Origin of the sequence: Cobetia amphilecti, assembly GCF_020217465.1 — a bacterium.
Classification (GTDB): Bacteria; Pseudomonadota; Gammaproteobacteria; order Pseudomonadales; family Halomonadaceae; genus Cobetia; species Cobetia amphilecti.
Genome location: NZ_CP084115.1, coordinates 426,070 through 438,397, shown reverse-complemented (window position 1 = coordinate 438,397; position 12,328 = coordinate 426,070). Strand labels below are relative to the sequence as shown.

The window sequence follows — 12,328 nt, the reverse complement described above, 5'->3', positions numbered from 1 at the left end:
CATCACTCAGGCCTGACGGCACTGTCTGGACAGGGCCTGACGGTCGATGACCTGATAGGTGAAGGATGGCCGGCCGATCTGACCGTAGTGGAAGGCCTCGCTGAGCATGCCGCAGGCCGCGAGATGGCGCAGGTACTTGCGGATGGTCACTCGCGACATGCCGGTGGCAGGCAGCAACGCCTCACTGGTGAAGCTGCCTTCCTCACGCGGCAGCGCCATGATGGCACTGGCCACCAGGGCTAGAGATGCCGCCGTCACGCCCTTGGGCAGGCGCCCCTCGGGTACCGCGCCCGCAGCGCCGCTGACCAGCCCTTGCACGCCGAAAAGCTGGTCCAGTTGTTGCTGGCTGACTTCACCCTCTAGGCTCTCCAGCTGCTGGCGGCCGCGACGCGCCAGTGCCAACGCCTGCTGAAAACGGGCGAAGCTGAAGGGTTTTACCAGGTAATCGCACACCCCGAGCGCATGTGCGCTGCGCACCGTGTCCGCCTCACTGGCGGCGGTGATCAGGATCACCTGGATATCGGGGGCGGCGTGGCGCCTCAGCCATCGCAACACTTCCAGCCCGCTGCGGCTGCGCAGGTAGACATCCAGCAGCACCAGGTCCACCGCTTCCTGCGCCAGCACGTCGAGTGCCGTCGCGACATCCTCGCACTGGGCCACCAGGCGCATGCCGTCGATGCGACTGAGGTATTCGACATTGAGACGCATGACCATGGGGTCGTCTTCGACTATCAGCACACGCATGCGCTCTGGCTCCTTCGTTGTGCAAATTCCGGCCGCAACGCCATCCTGTGATGCGCGGCCCCCTATCAGGGCGCCGCGCCAGTCAGCAGTCGGCAAGGCAGGGTCAGCTCGACCAGGGTACCGCCGCCCGAGGGCGCATAGAGGTGCCATTCTCCCTCGCGCGCGGTCACGATCTCCTGCACCAGCGACAGGCCCAGCCCGCGGCCTTCTCCATGACTGCTCACCCCCGCCATGCGTGCCGTCTGCCTCAGCTCCGTCGGCATGCCGGGGCCGTTGTCCGCCACGCTGATCGACAACTGCGCCTCTGCCGACGGGTCCAGTGATTCCAGCATCAACCCCAGGGTCACAGACGGGGCGTGAGCGTCAGCGCCCACCTCCTCCAGCGCTTCGAAGGCATTGTCGAGCAGATTGCCGATCACGCTGACCAGATCATGACTCAAGCTACGCTCCAGCACCGGAAACTCGGCCTGAGCGCCATCGTCCTGTGACATTCCCCACTCAGCGCAGCGGCCATGATGGCATTCGATCTCCAACTCGACCGTCAGCGTGATGCCACGCTCGCGAGCCTCGCTGTGCTTGCCGATCAAGAGGCCTGCCAGCAGAGGGTCCACGATGCGCTCGGCGGCCGCGGCATCCGCCGGCAACTCCCGCTCCACCAGCAACGCCAGATAATCGCGCAGACCGGCGAGGTCCTGCATCTGTGTCAGGCCCGACAGCACATGCAGCCGGTTGCGGAACTCATGGCGCGCGGCACGCAGTGACTCCGCCTGGCGGCGGACGCCGGTCAGCTCCTCGGCGAGGCGCTGCATGCGGTCGTGCTCGCGCAGTACCAGCACGCCGCCCATCAGAAGCTCGCCATCATGCACCCGCTGGCAACGCACCAGCAATCGCCGCCCGCCGTGGGTCACCTGGCGCAGTCGGGTCTCTTCCTGCTCGCTCACCGGCTGGTGCGCGACGAGGCACTCACGCATGCCGGTGTCGGGCAACCAGTCATCAAGGCGCTCTCCCAGCGTCGGCAAGGCCCCCAGCAACTCGCGCGCCGCGGCATTCACCAGCGTAATCCGCCCCTCGGGGTCGACCACGATGATGCCCTCTTCCAGGCTGGCCAGCACCGCCTGATGCTCCTCCACCAGCCGCGCGATGGCCGCCGGCTCCAGTCCCTTGAGCTGTCTGCGCAGATAGTGCGCAAGTCCCAGTGCGCCCAGCGTGCCGAACAGCATCAACAAACCTAGTCCGAGCAGCAGCTGGCGCTTCTCATCGGCCAGACGCCGCCCCAGGGAATCCAGCGTGATACCGATGGCCACCGCACCGACGACGGCGCGCTCACCGCCCCTGGACGCATTCGCCATGACCGGAACGAAGCTGCGCAGGCTTTCGCCGAGCGTGCCGCGGGATTCGGAGAGGTAGGAGGCGCCGGCAAGCGCACGCTGTTCGTCGCCACCCTGGAAGAGCTGCCCGATGCGTGCGGGGTCCGGGTGACTGAGCCGCAAGCCATCCGGGCGCATCACCACGATGAAGTCGACGGCATTCTCCCGACGCAGTCGCTCGATGCGTGCCGCCAGGCGGCTGTCCGCGACAGGAGGCGCAGCCTGCGGCGAGCTGGCCTCGCTCAGGGCGGAACGCACCTCGGGCAGACGCGCGATACGCTGGGCAAGAGCGGCAATGCGCTGGCCCTGAATCTCGCGCTGGGTCCGCTCCAGCTGGGCACTGAAGAGCCAGGCCGCGACCAGCAGGCTGACGATCACCATGCCGGCGGCGAGCAATGAGGTCAGCGCGCTCAGTCCGGGTTGAGAATGCCGCAACACGCCGGACAAGCCATGTGCCCCCTTGGTGGCATGGCCATTCGGCCCGGCGCATGGGCGAGCGGCAGCCGGCGCTTTCATAAGTTTCAAAAGGCTTTCTTTAATTCGCAAAACTTGGCCCTCGGGAGCCACACCGTAAGCTCCCTGTGACGCGCATCCAGTGCGCGAACATGATGTCCCTTCCCCGTCCCAAACGATCCCGCGATGCCACGCCAACGCGTCCGGGCATGACAACAGGTCCTGCAACGACAGAGTGCAGGACAAGGAGCATGCATGACACATTCCTCGCAGACCGCCACGGCCACGCCTGCCGCAGAGTCCCCCTGGCAGAAGACGCGCATCTTCGGCATGTCGCTGCCGATCTTCGCCCTGTCCTTCCTGGTTCTTGTCGCCGCCATCGCCACCGACACCCTGCCTGCGGGCATGATCGGCGCGCTGCTGGTCATGATGATTCTCGGGGAGCTGCTGGGCTTTCTGGGCGACCGCCTGCCGATCATCAACAGCTATCTGGGTGGCGGCGCCATTCTCGCCATCTTCGGTGCCGCAGCGCTGGTCTACAGCGGCTGGCTGCCGCAGGAAGTCACGGCGAATGTCAGTGAGTTCATGAAGGCCGGTGGCTTTCTGAACTTCTACATCGCGGCGCTGATCACCGGCAGCATTCTCGGCATGGACTCCCGCGTACTGGTCAAGGTCGGGGCCCGCTTCGCGCTGCCGCTGCTGTGCTCGGTGCTGTTCGCGGCGCTCTTCGCGATGCTGGTCGGCTGGGTCATGGGCTTCTCGCCCAAGGATGCCGTCATGGTCATCGCCCTGCCCATCATGGGCGGCGGCATGGGCGCCGGCGCCGTGCCGATGAGCCAGATCTACGAGCAGCTGCTGGGGCAACCGGCCAGCTACTATATCTCGATCCTGGTGCCGGCACTGGCCCTGGGCAATGTCTTCGCCATCATCATTGCCGGGCTGCTCAACGGGCTTGGCAAGCGCTTCCCGTCACTGACCGGTGGCGGCCAGATGATGCCGGGCGTCAATGTCCGCGAAGAGAAGAGCACGCCTGACCTGTCCCAGCTGGGCATCGGCATGGTGATTGCGCTGAGCTTCTTCGTCGCCAGCCAGATTCTCGGCAAGGTCATTCCGCTGCACCCCTACGCGCTGATGATCATCGCGGTCGCCGTGCTCAAGTGCGCCAACCTGGTACCGGAGAACATCAATCAGGCCGCCGCTCAATGGTTCCGGTTCGTGGCAGGCAACTGGACCTTCGCGCTGCTGTTCGGCATCGGCGTGGCCTATACCGATCTGGGCCAGGTGATCGATGCCATCACCATCACCTACGTGGTGATCGTGTTCGGTGTCGTCGCGGGCGCCGCCTTCGGTGCGGGCCTGGTGGGCAAGCTGGTCGGCTTCTATCCCATCGAGTCCGCCATCACCGCTGGCCTGTGCATGGCCAACATGGGCGGCACGGGTGACGTCGCCGTACTCTCGGCGGCCAATCGCATGCAGCTGATGCCCTTCGCGCAGATTTCCTCGCGCCTGGGCGGGGCCTTGATTCTGCTGATCTCGAGCCTGGTCGTGCCGATGTGGTTCGCATGATCCGGCGCATCGCCAGACGCCACTAACCGCAACAACTGGCGCTTCATGAACGACAACGCCCCTGGCCTGTGCCAGGGGCGTTGTCGTTTCCAGCCTCGAGGTCAGGGGCAGGGTAAGGATCAGGGCATGCTCCACACATCATGACCGCTGGCTGGGCTCAGTCGCCCTCTTCCTCATCGTCCGCCAGCTGGCGACCGAAGGACTGCCACTGTTCCAGCGTCATCACCTCGGTGGATTCGGTGCCGATGTCATGGACGATCAACAGCTTGCCGCGTGACAGCTGGCCTTCCAGCTCCGCGACCCAGCCGGCCATGCCTTCGCCGACATCGGTGGTGTCATAGCCCTGACGGGTGACGAAGGCTTCCAGCAGGGCGCGCCGTGTATCGGCGGGCAGCATGGTCTGCGGTACCTCGATGAAGCGGTCCCGCGGGTCCATCTGATCAAGTGGCATCTGGCTCATGGGTAGCTCCTGTCCATCATCAGGGTGGCGTGACGCCGCCTGCGGTGCATCGTTCAGCGTATCCGTACTCATGCATCCTCTCCCGCGCTGTCCTGCGCACTGTCTTGCACATTGGCTTGCGCACTGTCTTGCGGATTGTCCTGCTGTGCATCAGCACCGGATTCCCATTCGGCCAGGCGCTTCACGAAGGTCTCTTCGTCCAGCACCGTGAGGCCCAGCTGCATGGCTTTCTCGAGCTTGCTGCCCGCTGCCTCGCCGGCGACCACACCGGCGGTCTTCTTCGAGACACTGCCCGCCACCTTGGCGCCCAGCGCCTGCAGACGCGCCTTGCCTTCATCACGCGTCATGCTGTCGAGGCTGCCGGTCAGCACCCAGGTCTGGCCTGCCAGCGGCTGGGGGCGCTCACCGATCTCGACCTCTTCCCAGCTCAGGCCACAGGCGAGCAACGCTTCCAGCGTCTCGTTGTTGGTCGGCTGCTGGAAGAAGGTATGGATATGCGCGGCGACGATGGGGCCGACATCTTCCACTGCCTCCAGCGCGGCCTGATCCGCTGCACGCAGCGCTTCCAAGGTGCCGAAGTGCGTGGCCAGATTCGCGGCGGTGGCTTCACCGACTTCCCGAATGCCGAGGGCGTAGATGAAACGCGCCAGGGTGGTGTTGCGGCTCTTGTCCAGCGAGGCGACCAGATTGGCGGCGGACTTCTCGCCCATGCGCGGCAGCTCGGCGAGCGTGGCAGCTTCCAGGTGGAACAGGTCCGCCGGCGTCTTGACCAGCTCACGCTCGATCAGCTGCTCGATCAGCTTCTCGCCGAGGCCATCGACATCCAGCGCCTTGCGACTGGAGAAGTGCTTGAGGGCTTCCTTGCGCTGCGCGGCGCAGATCAGTCCGCCCGCGCAGCGTGCCACCACCTCGCCTTCGAGGCGCTCGATCTCGGAGCCACACACCGGGCAGCCGTCCGGCAGCACGATGGCTTCGCGGCTGGCGCCTTCGCTGGCGACCCGCACCACCTGTGGGATGACATCGCCGGCGCGCCGAATGATGACGCTGTCACCGATCTGCACGCCGAGACGTTCCACCTCGTCCATGTTGTGCAGTGTGGCGTTGGAGACCACCACACCGGCGACCTGCACCGGTGCCAGTCGGGCGACCGGCGTCAGCGCGCCAGTGCGTCCGACCTGAAAATCGACGCCCTCCAGGGTGGTTTCCTGTTCCTGCGCCGGGTACTTGTAGGCGATGGCCCAGCGCGGCGCGCGCGCCACGAAGCCCAGTTCACGCTGCAGACGCAGTGCATCGAGCTTGATGACCGCGCCATCGATGTCGTGGTCGAGGCCATCACGCTGCTCGCCGAGGCGGCGGGTGTAGTCGATGATGCCCTGAGCACCGCGCACCACCTCAAGCTGCGGGCTGGTGCGGAAGCCATAGTCGTTGAGCAGCGCCATCAGACCGGAATGATTCTGACCGGCCTCGCTAGCGAGCAGCGCATCGTCCACCCGCGCGACCTGATAGGCGCAGAATTCCAGCGGACGCGAGGCGGCGATATTGGAATCCAGTTGGCGCAGGCTGCCGGCGGCGGCATTGCGCGGGTTGGCGAACACCTTGCCATCCTCGTCGCGGCCGCGCGCGTTCAGCGCCTCGAAGCCAGCGTGGCTCATGTAGACCTCGCCGCGCACTTCCAGCAGCTCCGGCAGATCATCACCCCGCAGCTTGAGCGGGATCGAGCGGATGGTGCGCAGGTTGGTGGTGATACCTTCGCCGGTGCGGCCATCGCCGCGCGTCACGCCTTGCACCAGCACGCCATTCTCGTAGATGAGCGACACGGCCAGGCCATCGAGCTTGGGCTCGCAGCAGAAGCTCAGCTCGTCACCCGCATCCTGAGCATCTCCCAGCTCCAGCGTTTTCGCCGCACGTTGCACGAAGGCGCGCAACTCATCGTCATCGAAGGCGTTGTTGAGCGACAGCATCGGCACCGCATGCTGCACTTCTTCAAACCCGCTGGCCGGCGCGGCTCCGACACGCTGGGTGGGCGATTCCGAGGTGATCAGCTGGGGATATTTGGCTTCCAGCGCCTCGAGGCGACGCAGGCGCGTGTCGTAGTCGGCATCGGTCAGCGTCGGATCATCCAGCACGTAATAGCGGTGGCTGGCCTCAAGCAGCTCGCGATGCAGCTGCGCGACCTCCTCCATCACCTTGGCAGGCACGCCTTCCACCACGGCCGGTTCCGCGGAGCGGGAAGCGCTCGAGGCGTTGGAATCATCGGCAGGCGCCGAAAACAGATCATCCTGGGCTGACATGACACTCACTCGAAACAGTGGCTCGCCAGCACTGCCAGAAGGCAGCGCTGAGCGACCTGAAAACGGGTGGCGAACCCTCCGACCTGACGCACTTGCAAGAGCTTGCAAAGGCTTGCAGGCAGAGGGGTCGCCTTGATGCTGCCATTGTACTCAATGTGATCGACAGGCCACACATTCAAGCACTTCGGGCGACTGGCAGGGAGCGTCAAAGGCTGCAAGAGGTCGGCAGGATACGCAAACGCCAACGGCGACCCGAAGGTCGCCGTTGGCGTTCTGGCATGACTGGTCGACTCAGAGAATGGCTGGGGAGTCGATCAGTTGGCCTGGTAGCGATGCAGACGATTGCGACGCTCGAACTCATGCACCTGCTGGCGCTTGAACTCGATGGTCTGGGCCGTCATCACGCTGTGGTTCTCGTCTTTCAGCTCACCGCCCAGACGACGCACCAGCAGCATGGCGATCTCGACCATGGTCTCGAAGGCGGCGGAGGTGTCGTCCGCGCCCGGCAGCGGCATCAGGAAGGTGACGCCATCCAGCTGGCTGTCCACCATCTCGGCCGGCTTGAAGATGCCCGGCTTGACCACGTTGGCCATCGCGAACTGCAGCGGGCTGTCGTCGTCATCTTCCTCGTGGCGCAGGAACAGCCCCATCTCGGAATGACGCAGACCACAGGCCAGCGAGATGCCCAGCACGTCTTCACCACTGAAGCCTTCATCGCCACGCGCCATCACCGAGATGATGATGACTTCACTGGCATCGGCCAGGGTGTCACGTGCGAGCTGGTCATCGACCTGATTGCGTTCGGCACGCAGCACCAGCGGATGACGATCATCCTCGGGGGCTGTCGCATCGGCAGCAGGCGCTGTGGCCGCTTCCAGTGAAGGTTCCTGGCGCTGGGAAGCACTGCTGGCGACATCGGCCGGCTTGCCAGCGGAGGACGCCTCAGTCCTGACATCCTGACCTTCCTCGATCTCGGCCATCGGCTCGAGATCATCGGCCTGGGTGGAGGAGACGCTGATGCTGTCGTCCTCGGCAGTGATCACCGGCTTCTCATGGAAGTCGTCTTCGCGCGCCGTCTCGGCCTGCTCACTGGAGGCGCTGCCGAGCACGGGCTCACGATGCGCATCGTCGTGCTCATGCTCATCATCACGCCGTGCGCCCAGACTGGCCGTCACGTCGCGCATCGACTGGCTGGCACGTGCACCGAAGGCAGCCGCACGCTCGCCGAAGCCCTTGCGCTCCGGCGCTTCACGACGCTCCATGGGCTGCGCCGGACGACTCGGTTGAGTCACCCGCGAGGCCTTGATGCCGTGCGCATTGTCGAGCACGACATCTTCCTCGGCCTCGGCATGCGTCTCGGAATCGCCAACCACCCGGTAGCCGCCGTTCGGCAGCTCCCAGTTGTCACGTTCTTCCTCTTCTTCCACCGCGGGATTGCCCGCATCGTCGGTGGAATCCTCTGTACCCGCTCGATCCAGTCGGGGTACTCGACGTTGACGTTGGAGCCTGCGCACACCGTCAACGACGATGATTGCGACCAGCACCAACCCCAACAAGATGAGCCACTCTCTCAATTCCATGGGTCATTAGCCTGTTTGCTTGGGCACCATGCACGTGAACAGCATAGCGCGATTGCAGAAAAAGGGGACATTTTTTCGAATGTCAATCCTGTGGTGGTGACCTGCGCAATCGCCCTTCAATTATCCCTGACTGACACTATGACGCAAACTCGTAGTGCTTTCGATCTCTAGATGCAACACGATCTTGCCAACTAGGCCGCCAAGGCGGCCACTGGCTACCGCGCCGGAGGATGACCTTGCCCTCCTGAACGGCTTTTCCCTCACGCTTCGGCAAGCACGGCAGCTTCTTCTATCCCTACAGAGACAAGGCGCGAGACGCCGGGTTCCTGCATGGTGACACCCATCAGCCGATCTGCCGCTTCCATGGCGATCTTGTTATGGGTGATATAGATGAACTGTACGCTTTCCGACATCTCCTTCACCAGCCTCGCATAGCGTCCGACGTTGGCATCATCCAGCGGTGCATCCACCTCATCGAGCATGCAGAACGGGGCCGGATTGAGCTGGAAGATGGCGAAGACCAGCGCCAGTGCCGTCAGTGCCTTCTCGCCGCCTGACAGCAGGTGAATGGTGGAGTTTTTCTTGCCCGGTGGCCGCGCCATGATCGCGACCCCCGTCTCCAGCAAATCATCACCTGTCAGCGTCAACCACGCGGCCCCGCCACCGAAGATCTTGGGGAAAAGCGCCTGGATTCCAGCATTGACCTTGTCGAAGGTGTCCTTGAAGCGCACCCGTGTTTCCTGGTCAATCTTGCGGATGGCGCGCTCGAGGGTCTCCAGCGCTTCGCTCAGCTCGGCATGCTGGGCTTCCAGATAGTTGCGACGCTCGGCCTGCTGGTCGTATTCCTCGATGGCCGCCAGGTTGATGGCCCCCAGCCGCTTGATGCGCTCACCGATCTGCTCGAGGTTGTGACTCCAGGCCGATTCGGTGGCATTGGGGTCCAGCTCGTCCTCGAGCTGCGTGATCGCCGCCTCGTCATAGCCCAGTTCCACCAGTTGCTCGTCCTGCGCATCGCCCTTGAGGGTCAGCGCCTGCACCTGCATGCGGCCTTCCTCGAGGCGCTGGCGAATCCCCTCGAGATTGCGCTCATGAGTCTGACGCGACTGTTCCGCCTGACGCATCTGTTCGACCAATTCATGAGTCTTGTCACGACAGGCGTTGAGCTTGGTTTCCTGATACAGACGCGTCTCGAGCAGCATCTCGAGCTTTTCGCGCTCTTCTTCCTGCGGCAGTGAGGCTTCTTCGCGGCTGGCCTCGAGCATCTCGATGCGCTCGGTGAGCTTCTCGCGCTGCTCGACGGCTCGCATGCGCTGGCCCTGCATGCCGTCACGCTCGGTGGTCAGGCGCTGACACTCCATGTCGAGACGATTGACCTGCTCACGCGCGGGCGCCAGCTGGGCACGCAGCCCGGCCAGCGCCTCCTGATGTTCGCGCCGTGAACGCTCCAGCGACTCGCGCGACTGGGCATTGTTCTCGACCGCCTCCAATGCCTGCTGCCAGCGCTCGCGCGCCTCCTCCAGCGTCAGGGCCTGAGTCTCGCGCGTTTCCGCCAGCTGCTCGAGCTCCTCATCCAGCTCACGAGCGCGGCCATCGACATGCTCCAGGCGGCTGGCGATGCCGGCCTCCTTGAGACTGAGTTCACGCTGGCGCTCGCCAAGCTCCCGCTCTTCGACGCGCAGATGCTCGAGCTGCTGCTCGGCGCCGGCAATCTGTTCGGCGGCTGCGGCCAGACGCGTCTCGATCTCCTCGAGACGCTCGTCCAGTGACTCGAGCTCCAGCACGACCTGCTCGAGGCGCGCCCGCTGGGCGATGACACTATCGGCACGTTCACCGGCCACCTGACGGCGGCTCCAGCCCTGCCCCAGCCACAGGCCATCCGGGGTCAGCACGCTCTCGTGCGCGGCCAGCGAATCACGCCTGGCCCAGGCGGCTGCCTGCGACTCGACACAGTGGATGCTGGCCAGCCAACCGGCCAAGGCATCCGCGCCGCTCACCTGCGCCGCCAGGGTGCCAGCGGGGCGGGCTGCCGCGCTGGACGCCGGCGTGCCATCGACCAGCAACAGCTCGCCGCCGGGCAGCTCGTCCATCAGCGTAGCCAGCCGCGACGGCTCGCTCGCCGCCAGACGCGCCTTGAGGAAGGGCCCCAGCACCCAGGCGCTGGCCGATTCCCAGCCCTCGGCGACCTCGAGCCCCTCGGCCAGCGCCGGGGTCTCGGCGAGCCCATGCTGCTCCAGATGGCTCGCCAGGCTGTCATCGTCGTCACGCAGCGCCGCGTCGATCAGTGCCTCAAGCGAGGCTTTCTCACCCTGTAAGACGTTGCGACGCTGGCGCAGCTGATCGCGCTCTCCATCCAGCGCCAGACGATCGGCCTGGGCCTGCTCACGGGCTTCACTGGCCTGCTCGCGGCGCGACTCCAGTGATTCGCCGCTGAGCGACAATTCATCAAGCTGCTCGCGCAGCTCCTCGCGGGCTTCACGCAACTCGGCGACATCCGGCAGCTCCGCCAGCTGCTGGCGACGGCGCTCGCGCTGGCGCTCGGCGTCGGCGATGGCATTCTCGAGCTGCTGGATCTCGCTCTGGGCCCGCTCGGCGCCACGCTGGGATTCGTTGTCGGCCTGACTGAAGCGCTCCCACTCGCTCTGGCTGTCCTGGCGGCGCTCTTCGGCCTCATCCAATGACAGCTCGAGCCCATCGAGGGTCTCGCGGGCCAGCTCGAGTTCCGGGGCGATGTCTTCCAGGCGCGCATCGATCATCTCGAGGCGCTCGCCGTCCTCACCCTCGACGCGCTGGATGTCGCTCAGCTCACGCCTGGCCATCTCGAGGTCCGCCGCCAGCTGCTGCTCACGGGTGCGAGCGTGCTCGAGGCTCTGCTCGATACGCGCGATCTGGGCGCCGGTCTCATAGAAGGCGGCCTGATGGGTTTCCAGCTCACCGGCCAGCTCGTCGTGCTGATAGCGCTGCTCTTCCAGCTGGCTCTCGCACTGACGCTGACCGAGAATCTCGCGCTCGACGCCGGTTTCCAGCTCCGCGACGCGTGACTGCTGCTCGCGCTGCTGCGCACGCAGGCCCCGCCGACGCAGCACGGCCAGCTCGCCCTTGAGGCGATATTCGTCCTGCTTGAGGGTCTGATAGCGCTTGGCGGCCTCGGCCTGACGCTTGAGGCGCTCGAGCTGCTTGTCGAGCTCCTCACGCAGGTCATCCAGGCGCTCCATGTTTTCCTGGGTGCGCTTCATGCGATTCTCGGTCTCGCGGCGGCGCTCCTTGTACTTGGAGATGCCCGCGGCTTCCTCGAGGGTGCTGCGCAGGTCATCCGGGCGCGCCTCGATCAGCTGCGAGATCATGCCCTGACCGATGATGGAGTAGGAGCGCGGCCCGAGGCCGGTGCCGAGGAAGACGTCGGCGATATCACGCCGGCGACATTTCTGGCCATTGAGGAAGTAGCCGGACTGGCCATCGCGCGTCACCAGACGCTTGACCGCTATCTCGGCGTACTCGGACCAGGCGCCCCCGAGGCTGCCGTCGGCATTGTCGAAGGTCAGCTCGATGGAGGCCTGCCCCACCGGCTTGCGCCCGGTGGAGCCATTGAAGATGACGTCCGTCATCGACTCGCCGCGCAGGTTCTTGGCGCTGGACTCGCCCATCACCCAGCGCACAGCATCGATGACGTTCGATTTCCCACAGCCGTTGGGGCCGAGAATCGCCGTCATGTTGCTGTCGAAGGGCACGGTGACCGGATCGACGAAGGATTTGAAGCCGACCAGCTTGATCGATTTGAGCCGCATTGCGCCTGGCGCGTCCTTGAGTCTGGAGAAAGAAGGTCTGAAGAAATAAGTTCTGGAGAAAGAAGCTCTGACGCAGGAAAACCTG

The 12,328-nt window shown here is 65.0% G+C and carries 7 protein-coding genes; 1 reads left to right on the top strand and 6 read right to left on the bottom strand.

The genetic code is table 11. The annotated features are described in order from the left end of the window. Nucleotides 1–6: 6 nt before the first annotated feature. Nucleotides 7–744 (bottom strand): response regulator, encoded by a 738-nt coding sequence (locus LCW13_RS01990; protein WP_043333708.1) that lies wholly within the window; start codon nucleotides 742–744, stop codon nucleotides 7–9. 65 nt (nucleotides 745–809) lie between these two features. Next, on the bottom strand, nucleotides 810–2,627 hold the full coding sequence (locus LCW13_RS01985) for an ATP-binding protein (RefSeq protein WP_225348091.1): 1,818 nt from the start codon (nucleotides 2,625–2,627) through the stop codon (nucleotides 810–812). Nucleotides 2,628–2,819: 192 nt separating this feature from the next. Here LCW13_RS01985 and LCW13_RS01980 point away from each other — a divergent pair, with 192 nt between their 5' ends. Continuing rightward, nucleotides 2,820–4,130 carry a 2-hydroxycarboxylate transporter family protein gene (locus tag LCW13_RS01980; protein WP_043333707.1) on the top strand — a complete coding sequence of 437 codons (1,311 nt, stop codon included), beginning with the start codon at nucleotides 2,820–2,822 and terminating at the stop codon, nucleotides 4,128–4,130. Nucleotides 4,131–4,287: 157 nt separating this feature from the next. Here LCW13_RS01980 and LCW13_RS01975 read toward each other — a convergent pair whose 3' ends face one another. The 4 genes from LCW13_RS01975 to smc form a co-directional block, all read right to left on the bottom strand. Further along, a complete protein-coding gene (locus LCW13_RS01975; protein ID WP_043333752.1) occupies nucleotides 4,288–4,566 on the bottom strand; it encodes a YheU family protein in 279 nt (92 codons plus the stop codon). Nucleotides 4,567–4,658: 92 nt separating this feature from the next. Beyond that, nucleotides 4,659–6,773, bottom strand: a complete 2,115-nt coding sequence (ligA, locus tag LCW13_RS01970) for an NAD-dependent DNA ligase LigA (RefSeq protein WP_052384565.1) — start codon at nucleotides 6,771–6,773, stop codon at nucleotides 4,659–4,661. Between the two features lie 422 nt (nucleotides 6,774–7,195). After that, a complete protein-coding gene (locus tag LCW13_RS01965) occupies nucleotides 7,196–8,461 on the bottom strand; it encodes a cell division protein ZipA (RefSeq protein ID WP_084589401.1) in 1,266 nt (421 codons plus the stop codon). Nucleotides 8,462–8,721: 260 nt separating this feature from the next. Further along, a complete protein-coding gene (gene smc / locus LCW13_RS01960) occupies nucleotides 8,722–12,243 on the bottom strand; it encodes a chromosome segregation protein SMC (RefSeq protein WP_043333705.1) in 3,522 nt (1,173 codons plus the stop codon). Nucleotides 12,244–12,328: the final 85 nt, after the last annotated feature.

Excerpts from the sequence above, each read along its gene's own strand:
- LCW13_RS01990 (WP_043333708.1), bottom strand. The coding sequence starts at position 744 with ATGCGTGTGCTGATAGTCGAAGACGACCCCATGGTCATGCGTCTCAAT.
- LCW13_RS01985 (WP_225348091.1), bottom strand. The coding sequence starts at position 2,627 with ATGAAAGCGCCGGCTGCCGCTCGCCCATGCGCCGGGCCGAATGGCCAT.
- LCW13_RS01980 (WP_043333707.1), top strand. The coding sequence starts at position 2,820 with ATGACACATTCCTCGCAGACCGCCACGGCCACGCCTGCCGCAGAGTCC.
- LCW13_RS01975 (WP_043333752.1), bottom strand. The coding sequence starts at position 4,566 with ATGGACCCGCGGGACCGCTTCATCGAGGTACCGCAGACCATGCTGCCC.
- ligA (WP_052384565.1), bottom strand. The coding sequence starts at position 6,773 with ATGGAGGAGGTCGCGCAGCTGCATCGCGAGCTGCTTGAGGCCAGCCAC.
- LCW13_RS01965 (WP_084589401.1), bottom strand. The coding sequence starts at position 8,461 with ATGGAATTGAGAGAGTGGCTCATCTTGTTGGGGTTGGTGCTGGTCGCA.
- smc (WP_043333705.1), bottom strand. The coding sequence starts at position 12,243 with ATGCGGCTCAAATCGATCAAGCTGGTCGGCTTCAAATCCTTCGTCGAT.